Origin of the sequence: Bradyrhizobium ottawaense, from assembly GCF_002278135.3 — a bacterium.
GTDB classification, from domain to species: domain Bacteria; phylum Pseudomonadota; class Alphaproteobacteria; order Rhizobiales; family Xanthobacteraceae; genus Bradyrhizobium; species Bradyrhizobium ottawaense.
The window spans coordinates 7,939,689-7,957,265 of sequence record NZ_CP029425.2 but is presented as its reverse complement, the minus strand read 5'-3'; the positions used below and the strand labels follow the sequence as shown (position 1 = coordinate 7,957,265).

Annotated in this window: 16 protein-coding genes; 3 read left to right on the top strand and 13 right to left on the bottom strand. The window is 64.0% G+C overall.

Annotated features, from left to right (window positions below; translation table 11 throughout):
• The first annotated feature begins 25 nt into the window (after positions 1-25).
• Positions 26-1,114: a Zn-dependent alcohol dehydrogenase gene (locus tag CIT37_RS37185; RefSeq protein ID WP_028140641.1), complete on the top strand. Its 1,089-nt coding sequence runs from the start codon at positions 26-28 to the stop codon at positions 1,112-1,114.
• A 34-nt stretch (positions 1,115-1,148) separates the two neighbouring features.
• On the opposite strand, the gene CIT37_RS37180 is transcribed toward CIT37_RS37185, so the two are convergent.
• The 9 genes from CIT37_RS37180 to CIT37_RS37140 all read right to left on the bottom strand — a co-directional run bounded on the left by CIT37_RS37180 (position 1,149) and on the right by CIT37_RS37140 (position 11,015).
• The gene (locus CIT37_RS37180; protein ID WP_244611334.1) at positions 1,149-2,399 is read right to left on the bottom strand and encodes a putative hexosyltransferase; all 1,251 of its coding nucleotides are present in this window, start codon (positions 2,397-2,399) and stop codon (positions 1,149-1,151) included.
• A 384-nt stretch (positions 2,400-2,783) separates the two neighbouring features.
• Positions 2,784-3,137 carry a nuclear transport factor 2 family protein gene (locus CIT37_RS37175; RefSeq protein WP_038948820.1) on the bottom strand — a complete coding sequence of 118 codons (354 nt, stop codon included), beginning with the start codon at positions 3,135-3,137 and terminating at the stop codon, positions 2,784-2,786.
• A 189-nt stretch (positions 3,138-3,326) separates the two neighbouring features.
• Positions 3,327-4,799 (bottom strand): amidase, encoded by a 1,473-nt coding sequence (locus tag CIT37_RS37170; RefSeq protein WP_095426874.1) that lies wholly within the window; start codon positions 4,797-4,799, stop codon positions 3,327-3,329.
• A gap of 183 nt (positions 4,800-4,982) precedes the next feature.
• Positions 4,983-5,954 carry an iron exporter MbfA gene (mbfA, locus tag CIT37_RS37165; RefSeq protein WP_028140637.1) on the bottom strand — a complete coding sequence of 324 codons (972 nt, stop codon included), beginning with the start codon at positions 5,952-5,954 and terminating at the stop codon, positions 4,983-4,985.
• Between the two features lie 67 nt (positions 5,955-6,021).
• Positions 6,022-7,170, bottom strand: a complete 1,149-nt coding sequence (locus CIT37_RS37160) for an alpha/beta hydrolase (protein WP_095426875.1) — start codon at positions 7,168-7,170, stop codon at positions 6,022-6,024.
• A gap of 128 nt (positions 7,171-7,298) precedes the next feature.
• On the bottom strand, positions 7,299-8,165 hold the full coding sequence (locus CIT37_RS37155) for an MBL fold metallo-hydrolase (protein ID WP_095426876.1): 867 nt from the start codon (positions 8,163-8,165) through the stop codon (positions 7,299-7,301).
• 123 nt (positions 8,166-8,288) lie between these two features.
• Positions 8,289-8,900, bottom strand: coding sequence for a glutathione S-transferase family protein (locus tag CIT37_RS37150; protein ID WP_028140635.1), 612 nt, complete (start codon positions 8,898-8,900; stop codon positions 8,289-8,291).
• A gap of 183 nt (positions 8,901-9,083) precedes the next feature.
• On the bottom strand, positions 9,084-9,926 hold the full coding sequence (locus tag CIT37_RS37145; protein ID WP_038973158.1) for a fumarylacetoacetate hydrolase family protein: 843 nt from the start codon (positions 9,924-9,926) through the stop codon (positions 9,084-9,086).
• Between the two features lie 240 nt (positions 9,927-10,166).
• A complete protein-coding gene (locus tag CIT37_RS37140; protein ID WP_038948816.1) occupies positions 10,167-11,015 on the bottom strand; it encodes an MBL fold metallo-hydrolase in 849 nt (282 codons plus the stop codon).
• A 127-nt stretch (positions 11,016-11,142) separates the two neighbouring features.
• Between CIT37_RS37140 and CIT37_RS37135 the strand changes: the two genes are divergently transcribed.
• Complete coding sequence (locus CIT37_RS37135) at positions 11,143-11,619, top strand: DUF3775 domain-containing protein (protein WP_038973160.1); 477 nt, start codon at positions 11,143-11,145, stop codon at positions 11,617-11,619.
• 177 nt (positions 11,620-11,796) lie between these two features.
• On the opposite strand, the gene CIT37_RS37130 is transcribed toward CIT37_RS37135, so the two are convergent.
• Together CIT37_RS37130 and CIT37_RS37125 are read right to left on the bottom strand one after the other, a co-directional pair.
• Entirely contained in the window at positions 11,797-12,579 is a 783-nt protein-coding gene (locus CIT37_RS37130; protein ID WP_095426877.1) for an SDR family oxidoreductase, read from the bottom strand.
• A 129-nt stretch (positions 12,580-12,708) separates the two neighbouring features.
• On the bottom strand, positions 12,709-13,221 hold the full coding sequence (locus CIT37_RS37125; RefSeq protein ID WP_095426898.1) for a CvpA family protein: 513 nt from the start codon (positions 13,219-13,221) through the stop codon (positions 12,709-12,711).
• Between the two features lie 111 nt (positions 13,222-13,332).
• Between CIT37_RS37125 and CIT37_RS37120 the strand changes: the two genes are divergently transcribed.
• Positions 13,333-14,094 (top strand): SDR family oxidoreductase, encoded by a 762-nt coding sequence (locus CIT37_RS37120; RefSeq protein WP_028140629.1) that lies wholly within the window; start codon positions 13,333-13,335, stop codon positions 14,092-14,094.
• A 175-nt stretch (positions 14,095-14,269) separates the two neighbouring features.
• Here CIT37_RS37120 and CIT37_RS37115 read toward each other — a convergent pair whose 3' ends face one another.
• Together CIT37_RS37115 and CIT37_RS37110 are read right to left on the bottom strand one after the other, a co-directional pair.
• Positions 14,270-15,868 (bottom strand): GMC family oxidoreductase, encoded by a 1,599-nt coding sequence (locus CIT37_RS37115; protein ID WP_038973161.1) that lies wholly within the window; start codon positions 15,866-15,868, stop codon positions 14,270-14,272.
• A 128-nt stretch (positions 15,869-15,996) separates the two neighbouring features.
• Positions 15,997-17,373: a coniferyl aldehyde dehydrogenase gene (locus tag CIT37_RS37110; RefSeq protein ID WP_414645292.1), complete on the bottom strand. Its 1,377-nt coding sequence runs from the start codon at positions 17,371-17,373 to the stop codon at positions 15,997-15,999.
• Between the last annotated feature and the right edge of the window lie 204 nt (positions 17,374-17,577).

The following is a 17,577-nucleotide window of genomic DNA, read 5'->3' as shown; positions in this document are numbered from 1 at the left end:
CAAGAAACGCGACAGGGAGTGCTCGATGAAGGCCGCCGTCCTCTATGAAGTCAACCAGCCGCTCGTCATCGAGGACGTCAGCCTGCCGAAGCCGGGCCCGCGCGAAGTCCTGATCCGCACCACGGTCGCCGGGCTCTGTCACTCCGACCTGCATTTCATGGAAGGGCTCTATCCGCATCCGCTGCCCGCGGTGCTCGGCCACGAGTCCGCCGGCGTGGTCGAGCAGGTCGGCTCCGATGTCACTTACGTCAAGCCGGGTGACCACGTCGTCACTTGCCTGTCGGTGTTCTGCGGCACCTGCGACAACTGCACCACGGGCCGCACCGTGCTCTGCACCGACACCACCGTGAAGTTGCTGCCGGGCGCCTCAAACCGGATGCAGTGGTCCAAGCCTGAGAAGCTGCACCAGTTCCTCAATCTGTCGTCCTTTGCAGAACAGATGCTGGTGCACGAGAACGCGATCGTCAAGATCCGGAAAGAAATGCCGCTCGATCTAGCCGCGCTGATCGGCTGCGGCGTCATCACCGGCTATGGTGCGGTGGTGAATACCGCGAAGGTGACGGCCGGCGAGACCGTGGCCGTGATCGGCTGCGGCGGTGTCGGCATGGCCGCGATCAACGGCGCGCAGATCGCGGGCGCCGGCCGCATCATCGCCATCGACACCAATCCGGCAAAACTCCAGCTCGCGACCAAGCTGGGTGCGACCGACATCATCAACCCCGCCGACGGCGACGTCGTGAAGCAGGTGCGCGATCTCACCAATGGCGGCGTGCATCATTCCTTCGAGGTGCTCGGCCGCAAGGAGACCGCCGAGCAGGCATTCGGCATGCTCGCCTCCGGCGGCACCGCCACCATCGTCGGCATGATCCCGTTCGGCCAGAAGATCGAGCTGCACGGTTTCGATTTCCTGCGCGAGCGCCGGATCCAGGGCTCCTCGATGGGCTCGAACCATTTTCGCGTCGACATGCCGCGCCTGGTTGACTTCTACCTGCGCGGACGGCTGCATCTGGAGGACTGGATCTCGGCGAAATTGAAGCTGTCCGAGATCAACGAGGGCTTTGCCAACATGAAAGCCGGCAAGACGCTGCGCAGCGTGATCGTGTTCGACAGCTAGCACAACCGACGCCGGCGCTGCCCGAAAATTAAAATCAACGCGATGCGGCCGGACTGTTGGCCGAGGCGCAACGCTGCTCCTTCACGAGGAGCAGCGTCATGGCCGTGGCAAGTCCGGCGACGAGCATATACGCGACGGATACGTTCAGGCCGGGACCCGCGAACAGCAAATAGGAGAACAATCCCGCAGTCGACGCGGTGAAGCCAAGCCAGGCAAACCTCGGAAAGCGAAATCCACGTTCGCCATGCCGGAGATCGAGCACGAGGTAGAACACCAGAAAGGTGTTGCAGAGCGCCGCCGGCAACAGACCCATGACGATCTCGCTCTCGAATGCGAGGTAGGATAACACGCCATCGACTTGGGCAATCACCGCGAACGGCAGATAACGCAGATTGAGGCAGGCCAGGGCGATCGCCGCAAGCTCGAAGCCGTAGAAATAGCGCTCGTGCATCTTCGGAAGCAGGTACGGCATGAGGATGAGCGATACGCACGCGACCAGTAGAATGAACTCCGGCCCCGTCCGCCTGGACTGTGCGATGAAGATCGATAGGGCGAGCCCGCTCGCCGCCGCGAGCACGAGGCCGGCGGCGACTCCGACCGCGTACGGCGTTCCTCCTGCGAACACCCAGATATTCGCTGCATTCATGGTCAGGTGATGAAATGTGTTGGCCTGGCCGAGATAGATCCCGAGTACGGAGACCAGGGATCTGCCAGCGACGAGAACCGGAATGGCGAGGATCGCATAGACTGCCGGAATGGCTGCAAGCCATTCCACGTGGATCTTGCGGCGCAGGATCATGCCCAGCACGAACGGCCCCAGGAAGACGCCCTGGGCCTTCACCGAGCAGGCCACTGCGAATGGCAAAGCCCCGTTTCGGTCCCGCATGAACATCGCCACGGAAATCAGCGCGAAGAAGGTCCAGATCGAATCGGCCTGTCCCCACATTGCGCCGTTGAAGAGCACCGTCGGCGCAAGCCACACCGCGCAGAAGGCCAGGGATGCGCGCAACGGCACGCCTGTAACTCGCCAGACCATCCGGGCCACAACGATCGCGCAGCCGAGCTCGAATATGGCCGAGATCATCTTCACGAGGGAAAGCGGCTGGCCCAGCCCATCAAATCGGGCGGTGATCAGCAGGAGGTAGCTGTAGAACGGCGTGTAGTTGGTGAAAGCCTCGGCCAGCCCGGCAATGCCGTGATCTCGCGCGAAGGTATACCAGGTGATGTATTCGGCGGCGTCGGCGGTCGCGTGTTCCCGCGCGAGGTAACGGAGCACGATGCCCATGAGCCCGCACCCGACCGCTACCGCAATCGGAATGCGCCATCTCTCGGGCAGCGTCTCATCTGGATTGACGCGATGATAGGGGTCGCGGAGCGAGCCTATCTCGATTGTGTCGTTTGTCACGCAATCACTCTCGCCGGATTTGAGCGGTACCCCTCGCCGGGGAAGCACTCCGAGCTTCGCAGCGTGTCCTCGTGACATGCTCGAGTTCGATGCCCTGAGGGGACCTCTCGTCACTTGCAATTTTGACGGGCGAACGATTGCCAGCTGGATAAATGTCAGATCAGCGGTTTGCCCATGGCTCGGGAAAAGATTGTTTGGTTAGCGATCTCTTTATGGCAGTCGTCGAATGCCCTGCGGCCCGAGGGGGAAAGGCAGCGTGCGGCCTCACCGCGACACGTGTGCCGACACCGCGAGCCACTTGCCATTTTGCTTTGCCCAGCAATCGGTGTAGCGCCCCGTCGCCTGCTGGCCATCCGCCGTGGTGTAGCTCGTCGCGGCGTGGATGACGGCGAAGTCGCCCATGATGCGGATGATGACGTCGCGCTCTCTCAAGTTCCGGATCGTGATCGGCCGCGCGGCCTGCTCCAGGAAGGCGGCACGGTCGACCAGCGTCTTGTCGGGATTGGAGCAATAAAACTCCGTCGCCAGGATTTCGTCGAAACGCTTGACGTCGCAGTTCTGCACGGAGGCAACGTAGTCACGGTTGAGGGCGGTCAGTTGATCGAGGTCCTGGCTCATGGTGCTTCCTTTCCGTCATTCCGGGGCGCGCGACGCGCGAGCCCGGAATCGCGACGTTGTCGTCCTCCGTCATTGCGAGGAGCCCGCGACAAAATTGCGAAGCAATTTTTGCGCTGGCGACGAAGCAATCCAGACTGTCACTTCGAAAAATTCTGAATTGCTTCGCTTCGCTCGCGATGACGGGAAGAACTAATCATTGAATAATGGCGGCGGCTGGAACCCGCCGAACTCACGCTCGATCAGTTCAGCGAGCCTGAGCGGCGTACGGTCTTCGAGGAAGGGGCCGATGATCTGGACGCCGACCGGCAGCCCGTCCTTCGACAGGCCGAGCGGAACGGCCGTGGCCGGCAAGCCCGTCAGCGTGGCGATGCCGGGCCAGGCAAGCTGGTCCGGATAAACATGGTCCTTGCCGTCGATATTGATCCGGCGCTTCTCCTGCTCCGGCGAATGATCATGCGGATAGGCGGGGGTCGGCATGATCGGGCAGATCACCGCATCGAATGTCCTGAACAAGTGCCGCCACTGCGCGCGCAGCCCGGCGCGCGCGCCTTCGTCGAACACCCAGGCCTGATGGCTGGAGGTCATGCCGCGCAGCCGCTCGGCCGCGAGGCTCTTGTCCTCGGGTGAGAGATGCGCCGCGCCGGCACGTGCGCCGGCGAGAATATCCGGCGGAAAGAACGCGCCGAGAAAGCCCATCAGCATGCGCATGTAGAGGCGCGAGGCTTCCTTGAAGTCCGGAAACAGCGGGCTTTCGCGCGCGACGCTCGCGCCGGCGCCCGTCAATCGCCCGGCCAGCGTCTCGATCGCGCCGCGAATGTCGGAATTCGCAGGCAGCAACGGATGGCTGTCGATCACGAGCAGGCGGAAATCCTTCAGCCTGTCGTGGCGTGCGTCCGGCAGCGCCAGCTTGTATCCGATGCCGAGGTCGACCGGATCGGGACCGGCCATCACGTCCAGCAGCAGCGTCAGATCGGCCGCACTCCGGGCCATCGGGCCGATCACCGCCATATCGCGTTCCATCGGGACCGCAGGAAATGGCGGCGGCGTATGGCCGCGCGTCGGACAGAGATTGTATGTCGGCTTGTGCGCATAGACGCCGCAATGGAATGCCGGCACGCGCAGCGAGCCGCCGATGTCGGATCCGAGCGAGAGCGGTCCGTAGCCGGCCGCCAGCGCTGCCGACGAGCCGCCTGATGAGCCGCCGGGCGTGCGGCCGAGATCGTATGGATTGTTCGTCGTGCCGTAGATGTCGTTGTAGCTCTGCCAGTCCCCCAAGCCCACGGGAACGTTGGTCTTGCCGAGAATGACGCCGCCGGCGTTCTTCACCCGGGAGATCGATAGCGCGTCCTCGGTCGGCTTGAAATCCTTTTGCGGCGTCCAGCCCCAAGTTGTGGGCAGGCCCGCGATGTTGAAGGATTCTTTCACCGTCACCGGAATTCCGAGCAGCGGTTTTCTTTCGCCGCGCGCCAGCGCCACATCCGCCTCGCGTGCCGCACTGCGGGCGCGATCAAAATCCCGCACGCAGATCGCGTTGACCTTGCCGTCGTGACGCTCGATGCGGTCGATGGCATCCTGGGTAAGCTCGACCGCGGAGACCTTCTTTGCGGTCAATGCGGCCGAAAGTTCGACCGCGCTCTTGAAACTCCATTCCGATCTGGTCACGGCGCTTCTCCTGCTCTTGTTGTCGGAGGATGATGCGCAGTTTGCCCGAATGCTGCAACGACTGTTTGATCGCGATTGATGTGCCGGCGAGACGGAACGGAAGGAGTTCAGGAGTTCGCCGTCATCGCCCGCCTAGTCCGCAATTGCGCACAGGGGCGGGCAATGACAGCGAATGTGAGGCCACTACGCCGCCCCGATCAACACGCCCACCGCGAGCACGATCGCGCCGCCAAGCACGATCTGGAATACGGCCTGGAGGAACGGCGTGTCCATATAGCGGGAGCGAATGAAGGCGATCGCCCACAATTCGAAGAACACGACGACGCAGGCGATCGCCGTTGCGATCCAGAACGCGTTGGCCCAATGATCCGGCACCAGATAGGGCGCGGTGTGGCCGAGGCCGCCGAGCGTGGTCATCGCGCCGCAGGTGACGCCGCGCAGCCAGGGCGAGCCCCGCCCCGTGAGCGATCCGTCGTCGGACAGCGCCTCCGCAAAACCCATGCTGATGCCGGCGCCGATCGATGCGGCGAGGCCCACAAGAAACGTCTGCCAGTTCTGGTGGGTGGCGAAGGCCGCGGCAAACAGCGGCGCCAGCGTCGAGACCGATCCGTCCATCAATCCGGCAAGGCCCGGCTGCACGTACTGCAGCACGAACATGCGGCGATTGGTGCGATCCTCCTCGGCGCGGACGTCGGAATTCAGGATCTCGCCCGTCAGCTTTGCGGCGGTCTCCTCGTGACCTTTCTCGGCTTCGGCGAGATCGCCGAGCAGGCGGCGCACGCCGACGTCCTGGGCCTGTTCGGCGGCCTTCACGTAGAAGCGCTCCGCCTGCATCTCCATTGTCTCGACTTCCCTGCGGATGGCGTCGAGCGACAGGTTCTTGGTCAGCCAGACCGGGCGGCGGCGCAGGAATCCCTTGACGTCCTCGCGCCGGATCGGCGGCAGATGCTTGCCGAAGCGCTGCTCGTACAATTCCAGCAACATGTGCCGGTGGCCGCGCTCCTCCTCGGCCATCTCCTCGAAGATTTTTGCCGTGTCCGGGTAACGCTCGCGAAGGTCCTCGGCGAAGGTCATGTAGATGCGGCTGTCCTCCTCCTCGGAGGAGATCGCGACCGCAAGCACCTCGCGCTCGGTCAGGTCGGCAAAATTCTTCACGGCGGCCCTATATCACTAGTTTAGAACTATTCTAAACTATATAGAGGGCCGGGGTTCCCGGGTCAAATCAGGCTGTGCCGGCTTTGGCCAAGAAGTCGAGCAGCAGCCGGCTCACCTCGGCGGGTTGCTCCTGCTGCACCCAATGGCCGGCGCCGTCGACGAGATGGCAGCCGAGCATCCTTGTGCAGCCGCGCCCCTGCATCGCCTCGAACACGCCCGGACGCTGGTAAGTGCCCCAATCCTGCTTGCCCGAGATGAAGCAGGAGGGCACGTCGATGCTGCGTCCCGCAAACAGCTGCATCTCGCTGTTGAGAGCGCCTGTCGTGCCGTAGCGATACCATTGCAGCCCGCCCTGGAATCCGGTGCGGCCATATTCGCCGCTGTAATAGGCGAGGTCGCTGTCCGGCAGCCATTGGTTGGCGGCGATCGCGGCGGGCGAAGGCATCTCCTTGGCGACCGTCTCCGCCATGGTCTCGTTCAGATCCATCACGTAATAGGTTGGCAGCTTTGCGAGCTCGTCCGCCGACCACGACGCCAGCGGATAAGGCTTGTTGTCGGTCCAGTCCGCGCTCTTGTGATGATAATAGGCGCGCAGGAAATCATGCACGCCCTGCGGCGCGTGCTGCATGTCGGCATTGGCCGGGCGTGTCGCATAATACCATTGATAATGTTTGCGCGGCCGCGGCAGCGCGGCGAGCCCGCGATGCACGGGGTCCTCCACCGCAGGCTTTGCCGGAGCATCGACCGTACCAAACGGCAGCGCCGGCGGTCCGCCGAACGGCGCGCTCATCATCGTCACCGAACGAAACACGTCGGGCCGGATCAGCGCGCACCAGGCCGCGACCGGGCTGCCGAAATCATGCCCGGCCAGATCGACTTGCCTATAGCCGAACGCCGACACCAGGGCGAGTGCGTCGCGCACGAGATTGAGGAGCGAGAACGGCGCAAGGTCGCCGTCGTAATCCGCAGTCCATCCCGTCGTGCGGCCATAGCCACGCTGGTCCGGCGCAATCACGTGATACCCGGCCGCAGCCAGCGTCGGCATCACCTTGCGCCAGGAGAAGGCGAGCTCGGGAAAGCCGTGCAGCAAGAGGAGGCATGGCCGCCCCGTGGTCTCGAAGCCAGCCTCCAGCACATGCATGCGCAAGCCGTTGATGCCGTCGACATAACGCGAGCGGATTCCGGCGGGCAGGGGGATGTCAGGGAGTGCGGTCATCGTGTCTCTCCACTCGGGTGGAATCATAGGGTGGGCAAAGGCGCGCATCGCGCGCCGTGCCCACCATCTTTCCGCGACGCGTCTGGCATGGTGGGCACGCTTTGCTTTGCCAACCCTACGGCATCTCGCTAGATGGACTCACACACGAACGCATTGCCCTTGCGCCGGATCTTCCCCACCGAGGGCGACGGGAAATGCGCGGTGCAGCACAGCGTGTCGGTGTCGCAATAGCGCTCCAGGAAGCTGCGCCGCGTTTTCGCTGCCGCGGCTGGATCGACGTCGAACTTGATCGACAGCTCCGGATAGAGCGTCTGCAGCGGCGAGTGCATGAGATCGCCGGAGAACACTGCATCGTCCTTGCCGCGGCCCATCGTGACGGCGATATGCCCCGGCGTGTGGCCCGGCGTCGGCAGGATGCGGACGTGATCGCCGATCTCATGATCATTGCCGACGAGCTCGTGGCGTCCGGCCTCAACCACCGGCAGCACGCTGTCGGCGAAGGGGGCGACCTGCGCCTTCGCGTTCTGCTCGGTCCAGTGGTCGAATTCCTGCCTGGCGAAGACGTAGCGTGCCTTGGGGAAGGTCGGCACCCAGCGGCCGTTCTCCAGCCGCGTGTTCCAGCCGACGTGATCGACATGCAGATGCGTGCACATCACGAAGTCGATGTCCTCGACCGCAAATCCGGCGGCGTTGAGCGCGCGCAGATAAGTGTCGTCGGCCTTCATGTTCCATTTCGGCCGAGGCCGCGGCTTGTCGTTGCCGATGCAGCTGTCGACCAGGATGGTGTGATGCGGCGTCTTCACCACATAGGACTGAAAGCACAGGAGCAGCACGTCCTGGTCATCCAGCGCCCTGGCTTGCCGCATCCATGCCCGGTTCTCGGCCAGTACCTCGGCCGTCAATCCCGGCAGCATCTCCAGCGCCGGGACGAACGAGGTCTCCTGCTCGATGATTCGATGGATGGTGAGATCGCCGACCGAGAACTTCAGGCTCATGAGAACTCCGCGTTTACAGCATGATCCGGACCCGGAGGGCCGCGATAGCGCAAAGTGTTCAGCGGTTTTCCGACAAGATCATGCTCAAACAACAACCCTAAAGCGCGATGATCTTCATCGCGCTTAGGCGGCCGGCGGCACCGAGATCTTGACCGAGGGCCGCTCCAGCATCTTCTGATGGAAGGCGTCGAGCTTCGGATAGGCCTTGCGCCAGCCGCAATCGGCGAAGCGGAAGTCGGCATAGCCGAGCACGCAGACGAGGCCGATCTGCGAGATGTCGAACGGGCCGTTCAGAACCTCAGGCATGTTCTCGAACCGCGCCATGCCGGTCCACGCCCTGTTCCAATGGTCGTCCGACCAGGCCTGCCATTGCAGGCCCTGCGGCCGCACCATCTTCTCGTAGCGGCACAGCAGCATGGAATCGAGCATGCCGTTGATCAGGGAATGATTGGTCTTGGCCTTCCAGCGCGCGGGACCGTAACCGGGGATCAGGGCGCCGCCGGCGGTCTCGTTGAGATATTCAACGATGACGTAGGAGTCCAAAATGACGTCGCCGTCATTGGTGATCAGCACCGGCAGCTTCTTCAGCGGCGTGATCTTCGAATAGTCCTCATTGGCCGTGCCCGGCGCGACGCTTGCGGGCACGAGCTCGATCTTGTCGATCAGCCCGAGCTCGATCGCGGCGATGCGCACCTTGCGGGCGAAGGGCGAGGCGGGGGAGAAGGTGAGCTTCATTGGAAATAACCTCTATCCAGACACACAGTCCTCATCCTGAGGAGCGCGCCCCTTGGCGCGCGTCTCGAAGGATGGACAACGAGGGACGGTCGCTCTTCACCCGGCGCGAACGTCGGGCGACTGTGCTTGTGGCGCATCCTTCGAGACGCGCGCGTTGCGCGCTCCTCAGGATGAAGGCACGGCTTACGCCGCCACGATCTCCTGGCGCTGCTCGCCGAGACCCTCGATGCCGAGCGTCACGACGTCGCCGACATTGAGGAAGGTCGGCGGCTTCATGCCAAGGCCGACGCCGGGCGGGGTGCCTGTCGTGATGACGTCGCCGGGCAGCAGCGTCATGAACTGCGAGACATAGGAGATGCACTTGGCCATGGAGAAGATCATGGTCTTGGTCGAACCGGTCTGGCGGCGCTGGCCGTTGACGTCCAGCCACATCGACAGGTTCTGCACGTCCTTGATCTCGTCCTTGGTTGCAAGCCACGGTCCGAGCGGGCCGAACGTGTCGTGCGACTTGCCCTTGGTCCACTGTCCCAGGCGCTCGATCTGGAAGGCGCGCTCGGAGACGTCGTTGCAGACGCAGTAGCCGGCGACGTGGTTCAGCGCGTCGGCTTCCGAGACATATTTCGCACGGGTGCCGATGATCGCGGCGATCTCGACTTCCCAGTCGAGCTTGGTCGAGCCGCGCGGCTTTTCGACCGCATCGTTCGGGCCGGACAGCGACGTGTTGGCCTTCATGAAGATGATCGGCTCGCTCGGGATATCGGCGCCGGTCTCCTTGGCATGGTCGGAGTAGTTGAGGCCGATCGCGACGAATTTCGAGATGCCGGTGACGGGGGCGCCGAACCGCGGCTTGCCGGAGACCGCCGGGAGCGAGGCGGGATCTAGGCCTGCCAGCTTCTTCAGGCTCTCGGGCGAATAGGCCTCGCCGGTGAGGTCCTTCAGATGCGCCGACAGGTCGCGCAACTGGCCGGATTTGTCGATCAGGCCGGGCTTTTCCGCACCCTTCTCGCCATAACGAACAAGCTTCATTCTCGTTTCTCCCTAGGAATGGACCGATCGGTTAAGCAGCTTCATGGAACAGGGCGAGGGGAAATTCAACCGCCCAGAGCGGGGCGCATTGCAGCCCTCTGGATTCGATGGGCGGACGGCGCTCTCGTGTCCCGGACGCGGCGCGGCATGAAATGACGCGACGCAGAGCCGGGATCCAGATACATGGGCCCGGCTTAGCAGCGCATCACTTCGTGCTGCGCAGCATCCGGGGCACGAGACCTAGGCCAGCGCCACAAACCTGAACGCCTCTCCATCCCGCCTGATATGCCCGGCCGAGAAATGGCCGCCGATCACCAAGGTCGGCGTGTCGGCAAAGTGGCCGAACAATTCGCGCCGTGTCTTTGCAGATTGGCTCTGGTCGGAGTCCGCGGTCGAGGACCAGTCGAGATGCGCCATCTGGCAGGGGTGATGGGCGACGTCACCCGTGAGCAGGCCCTGCTTACCGTCCGATCGGATGAGAATGCTCATATGGCCGGGACTGTGGCCGGGGGTCGGGATCATGCTGATCTCCCCGCAGAGCTGGTGGTCGCTCGGGATCAGATCGGCCCGGCCGGCGTCGACGATCGGCTGCACGGAATCCTCGAACACGGCTCGCTTGTCCGGCTCGGTCGAATGTTCCAGCCAGTGCTCGTATTCGGTCTTGCCGAAGACATAGCGTGCCTTGGCAAAGGTCGGCACCCATCGGCCGTCGACCAGCCGCGTATTCCAGCCGACATGATCGACGTGAAGATGCGTGCACAGCACAGTGTCGATGCTGTCCGGCGCAAAACCGGCTGCCATCATCGTCGCGAGGAACGGCGTGGTGCGGTTGTTCCAGGTCGGAACATTGCGGCCCTGCTTGTCGTTGCCGAGGCCGGTGTCGACAACGATGCGGCGCGACGGCGTCTCCAGCACCAGCGAATGGATCGACATTTTCAGCCGGCCCTCTTCGGTGGCGAAATGCGGGATCAGCCAGGGAAGTTTCTGGATCTCTGCGTTGCTCGCGAGCGGCAGGATGAAGCGGGTCGAGCCGACCGTCTCCAGCTCCACAATCTTGGTGATTTTGACCTGGCCGACCTTCCACTGCATCCGCCGCCTTCCCATGTTTTTGCCTTGATGCCGAAAGATGCGCCGTTTCCGTCATCGAGCGCAATGGATCATCTGACGCGGTGCGGCGTTATCGCGGGAACCCCAGGAAAAAGCCGAAGAGGAAGCCATGCCAGAGCTTGCGATTTCCGCGGAGAAAGTCGCCTTCATCATCGAGAAGGCGCGTGAATTCGACGTCAAAGAGGGGGATTCCGATCCGGATTCCGGCTCGAACCCGACCGATGACGACGCGGTCGACGTCCTTGAAGATGATGGCTCCGATCCTGTCGTCCAAGAGCTCGGCAGCTTCATGATCGCCTTGAACGAGGACGAGCAGCTTGATCTCGTCGCGCTGACGTGGCTCGGTCGCGGCGACGGCACCATCGATGACTGGGACGATTTGCGCGCCCGCGCGGTGGAGGCGCGCACCGAATATCGCAGCCCCCGCCGCGAAACGGTGCATTACCTGCTCGGCGAGCCGATGCTGGGCGATCTGCTCGCAGGCGGGCTCGACGAATTCGGCATCGACTGGACCGACGAGCGCACGACGGCCGATTCGTCCGCTCCCAGTCGGCAGGACGAAGACGAGCCGACGAAACAGCGGTGATCTTGCTGACCTCGCCCCGCTTGCGGGGAGAGGTCGATCGCAAAGCGATCGGGTGAGGGGGACTCTCCGTGAGTCCAACTCTCACCGTGTTTGCCGAAGCAGCCCCTCACCCCAGCCCTTTCGGCGCGAGCGAAGCTCGTCGCGGCCCCGTAAGAACGGGGAGAGGGAGAGGACCGGTCACAACGTCCCCGGGAACGCGCCGCCATCCAGCAGAATGTTCTGGCCCGTAATGAAGCCGGCCTTGGCGCCGCACAGGAAGGCGCAGGCATAGCCGAACTCGTCGGGCCGGCCGAAGCGCCCGGCGGGATTGAGCTTGGCGCGCTCGGTCAGGATCTGCTCGGCCGAGACGCCGCGCTTGTCAGCCTCAGCCTTTGCGGTGCCGGTGAGACGGTCGGTCTCGAACGGGCCGGGCAGCAGGCCGTTGATGGTGACGTTGTTGATCACGGTCTTGCGCGACAGGCCGGCGATGAAGCCGGTGAGGCCGGCGCGCGCGCCGTTGGAGAGGCCGAGGATGTCGATCGGCGCCTTCACCGCGGCCGAGGTGATGTTGACGATGCGGCCGAACTTGCGCGCCATCATGCCGTCCACGGTCGCCTTGATCAGCTCGATCGGCGTCAGCATGTTGGCGTCGATCGCCTTGATCCAGTCGTCACGGGTCCAGTTGCGGAAATCGCCGGGCGGCGGGCCGCCGGCGTTGTTGATCAGGATGTCGGGCTCGGGGCAGGCCTTCAGCACGGCCTCGCGGCCCGCCGGCGTCGTGATGTCGCCGACGATCTCGGTGACCTTCACATCAGGATAGGCTTTCCGGATCTCGTCCGCCGTCTTCTTCAGCGCCTCGGCGCCGCGCGCGGTCAGCGTGACGTCGACGCCGGCCTCCGCCAGCGAGATGGCGCAGGCACGACCGAGGCCCTTGCTGGATGCGCAGACGATGGCGCGGCGACCTTTGATCCCAAGATCCACTGTTTCACTCCCGTAATGTCAGGCAGGTTTTGGATGGCGCCCACTTTAGCCAACATCGGCGTCGCTGATAAGGCACGGGCTCGCATCAAAATGCATGCACCTCGCCGCTAGCGATGCAAATGCGACAGATCAGATGCGCTGTTCCTGCTTGAGGCGGTCTATCGCGGAGGTCGCTTCCGGGGGCAGCGACTTGAAGCCCATCTGACCCGCCGTCGAGAACAGCGGCCGCAGATGCGAGCCGGTGAGAAAAGGCGGCTGTCTGTTGGCCGGCACGATCTGGTCAAACACCAGGACCAGCGTGGTGGCGACGAGACCGACCCTGACGGCGCCGAGCGCGGCACCGCCGAGCCGATCGCCGATGCCGGCGTCGCGGATCGTGTCGTTCAGGGCCAGGCGGCCGATATAGCCGAACAGCATGCCGACCACCACGAAGATTCCGAACAGCCAGATCCAGTTCTGCAGCAGCGGCGCATTCGGATTGCCGGCGATCTGCGGCACGATCAACGGCATCAGCGCGACCGCGATCGGAGCAGCGAGGAGATAGGCGAGGATGGTCATGGCGCTGCGGAGCAGGCCGGTCCTGAAGCCGAAGCCGACCGCGATGGCGAGCGCGGCGTAGACGGCGAGATCGAAATTGTTCATCAGCAAAACCCTGCCCTCGACGGAACGAATGAACGCCGGACCGATCATTCCGGTTTCAGATCGCTAAAATCGTCTGTATTGATGGCTCCAAGAGCGTAGGGTCTATCGCCAATGTCAGGCCTATTTGACGTCAGTAAAGAAACCATCCTCGTCACGGGCGCGAGCCAGGGGCTGGGGCGGCAATTTGCCCGGGTGCTCGCCGCCCACGGGGCAGCCGTCGCGCTCGCGGCGCGTCAGGCCGACAAGCTGAAGAGCCTGGAGGAGGAGATCCGCGGCAAGGGCGGCCGCGCCGCCGCGGTCGCGCTCGACGTCACCGACACGGCCTCGATCGCCCGGGCCGTCGACGCAGCAGAGGCCGCGCTCGGTCCCGTCACGGTGCTGATCAACAATGCCGGCATCGCCATCGAGAAACTCGCCACCGAGCAGACCGAAGCGGATTGGGACGCGGTGATCGGCGCAAATCTCAAGGGCGCCTATTTCCTCGCGACGGAAGTCGCGCGGCGCATGATCGCCCGCAAGCAGTCAGGCAACATCGTCAACATCGCCTCCGTGCTCGGCACCGGCGTCCTGAAGGCGGTGTCGCCTTACGCGATCTCCAAGGCCGGCATCATCCAGGCGACGAAGGCGATGGCGCTGGAGCTCGCCGGCCAGAACATCCGCATCAACGCGCTCGCGCCCGGCTATATCGACACCGAGATGAACCACGCCTTCTGGTCGACGCCGGCCGGCGAACGCCTGGCCAAACGCATCCCGCAGCGCCGTGTCGGCGCCGAATCCGATCTCGACGGCGCAATTCTGCTGCTGGCGTCACAGGCGTCGCGGTACATGACGGGGAGTGTGATCACCGTCGACGGTGGCTTCCTGTTGAACTAAGCCCCACTGTCGTCCCGGACAAGCGCGCCTCAAGCGCGCGCAGATCCGGGACCCATAGCCACAGGGAGAAATTTGGCGAGGACTCGGAGTTATCATCTCGCGCCACAACTCCTCCCTGTGGTTATGGATCCCCGCGTTCGCGGGGACGACACCGAGAATGACGTGGCAGCGCCGACTAACTCGCTCGCATCTCCGCCCTGATCATATCCGCCGCCTTCTCTCCGATCATGATGGTCGGCGCGTTGGTGTTGCCGCCGATCAGCGTCGGCATGATCGAGGCGTCGACGACGCGCAAGGCCTCGACGCCGTGCACCTTCAGTGCCGGATCGACCACGGCAAGCGCATCCGTCCCCATCTTGCAGGTGCCAACGGGGTGATAGACGGTGTCGACGCGATCGCGCAAAATGTTGCGGATGTCGTCGTCGGTTCGCACGTCGGACGTGAACATGTCCTTCTTTTGCAGCGCGCGCAGCGCCGGCGTCTCCATCAGACGGCGCGTGGTCTTGAAGCCCGCGACCATCCTCTCGAGATCCTCCTCTTCGCCCAAAAAGTTCGGATCGATCAAGGGCGCTGCGAGCGGATCGGCGCTCTTCAGGGACACGCTGCCGCGGCTCTTCGGCCGCAGCAGGCAGACGTGACATGAGAAGCCCGCCTCCTTGTGCTTCTTGCGGCCGTGGTCGTCGAGCATCGCGATGACGAAGTGGAGCTGGATGTCAGGCACGTCGAGATCGGGCCGGGTTTTCAAAAAGCCGCCGCACTCGGCGAAATTGGTGGTCATCAGGCCGCGTCGTTCGCTGCGATAGCGCTGGATGGCACGGAGCAGGGACGGCAACCGTCCGAGCGAGGCATGAACGAAGTGCGGAAAGTCGGAGGCGTAGACGAACACGAAATCCGGGTGGTCCTGCAGATTGCGCCCGACGCCGGGCAGATGGTGCACGACGCCAATGCCGTGCTTGCCAAGCGCATCTCCATCGCCGATGCCCGACAACATCAGCATCTGCGGTGACTGGAAGGCGCCGCCAGCAAGGATCACCTCGCGGCGCGCGCGCAGCTGCTTCGTCTGCTTGCCCTGCACATATTCGACGCCGACGGCGCGCCCGCCCTCGAACAGGATTTTCGTGGCGTGTGCGCCCGTCTCGACGCGCAGATTGGCTCGCTTGCCGATGTGGGGATGCACATAGGCGCGCGCCGCGCTCCAGCGTTCGCCATTGTGCTGCGTCACCTGATAGCTGCCGAGCCCTTCGTGATCCTCACCATTGAAGTCCTCGCGAATGCGGAACTGCGCCTCGCGCGCGGCCTGATGGAAGACATCATGGATCGGATTGTCCGCGCGCAGCCGGTTGACATGCAGCGGGCCGCCCTTGCCGTGATACTCGCCGTCGAAATCGGAATTGTTCTCGGAAGCCTTGAAATAGGGCAGCACGTCCGCATACGACCAGCCGGCATTGCCGAGCGAAGCCCAGTGGTCGTAGTCCCATTTGTGGCCGCGGATGTAGACCATGGCGTTGATCGCCGAGGAGCCGCCAAGACCCTTGCCGCGCGGCTGATAGCCGATGCGGCCGTTCAATCCCACTTGCGGTACGGTATCGAAAGCCCAGTTGGCCGTTTTGTAAGGCAGAGCAAGCCCAAACGGTGTGGTGATGCGCCAATTGTCGTTCGTCCCGCCCGCATCGAGCAGCGCCACGGACGTCGCCGCATCCTCCGACAGCCTTCCTGCGACCGTGCAGCCGCCGGAGCCCGCGCCCGCGACGACGAAATCGAATGTGTCAGTCACTGATGCTTCCCCCATTTCCTTCGTCATTCCGGGGCGCGCCCCTTGGCGCGAGCCCGGAATCCATAACCCCGACTGGTGGATATGGATTCCGGGCTCGACGCTTCGCGTCGCCCCGGAATGACGAGCAACTACGACATGAACCGCATCAATTTCTCCAGCCGCGCGATCTTGCCGCCATAGGGCGGATAGAGGTCGGCGAGGCGGTTGAACTTGGAGCGATAGAACACCGGCTTCAGCTTGCTGAACGTGCGAAAGCCCCATTCGCCGTGATAGGCGCCGGTGCCGGATGCGCCCACGCCGCCCATCGGCTGGTTGATTTGCGTGAAGTGAAACAGGCAGTCGTTGATTGTGACGCCGCCGGAGATGGTGCGCGCCAGCACCTCGTCGCGCGCGGTGCCGTCCTTGCCGAACCAGTACAGCGCCAGCGGCCGGTCGCGATGGTTGATGAAGGCGATGGCATCAGTGGGATCGCAATAGCTGAGAACGGGGAGCACCGGCCCAAAAATCTCCTCCTGCATCGCCGCCATCGCTTCGGTCGCACCGACGATCAGCGTCGGCGGGAATTTGCGATGCGCCTTCCAGTTCGGATCGTCCGCCTTCGCCGGCTGCAGGATTTTTGCGCCGCGCTGCGCCGCGTCCGCGACAAGGCCTTCGAGCCGCGCATAATGCCGGTCCGAGATGATCGAGGTGTAGTCCTTGTTTGAGGGATCGGTGCCGAACATCCGCCGCATCTGGGCGCGCACCTTCTCGGCGAAGGCCTGCAACGAGCGCTCCGGCACCAGCACATAGTCCGGCGCGATGCAGGTCTGCCCGGCATTGAGCAGCTTGCCGTAGGCGATGCGCTCGGCCGCTTCATCGAGGTCGGCCGAGGCATCGATGATCGCAGGCGACTTGCCGCCGAGCTCGAGGGTAACCGGCGTCAGGTTACGCCCCGCGGCCTCCGCGACCAGCCGCCCGACCCGGGTCGAGCCGGTGAATACGAGGTGATCGAACGGCAGGCGCGCAAACGCCTCTGCGATCTCGCCCTCGATGCCGGTGACGAGCAGCTCGGTCGCATCGAATCGCGCGGCGACCGTCTCCTTCAGCAGGCCTGCGAAGTGCGGCGTGAGCTCGCTCGGCTTGATCAGGACGCGGTTGCCGGCGGCGAGCGCGCCGATCGCGGGCGCGAGCGTGAGCTGGAGCGGATAATTCCAGGGCGCGATGATGCCGACGACGCCGAGCGGCTGCGGCATCAGCCGGTTGCGCGCGGGCAGGAATTGCAGCGCGGTCGCGACCCGCTGCGGCGCCATCCAGCTCTTGAGGTGCTTTGTGGCATGCCGGATCTCGGAAAACAGCAGCATAGTCTCGGCGATGGTGGTCTCGACCGCCGAGCGGTGGCCGAAATCGGCCGAGATCGCCTGCCGGAAACGCTCTTCGTTGTCGGCGACCACGGCACGCAGCCGCGCCAGCCGGTCGAGCCGCTCGGCAAGGCCGGCCGGCGGCTCGTCCCGCGACCGCGCGACCATGGCGTGGAAGGCCTCCTCCAGTGCTCCGACCGGGGCGCTCGTCAGGGATTTGTCCACGGGCGTTCCTCCCTCAAGGGCGCGTGTCAGCCTTAATCTTGTTGCCGCAAGCTGGCCCTTTGTGGAACTTCTGGCAAGAGCGCGCGGAACGCAGCCGAAATCGGTCGCTTCCGCTGTCATAAAGTCGAAAAAAACGTTCCCGCGGCC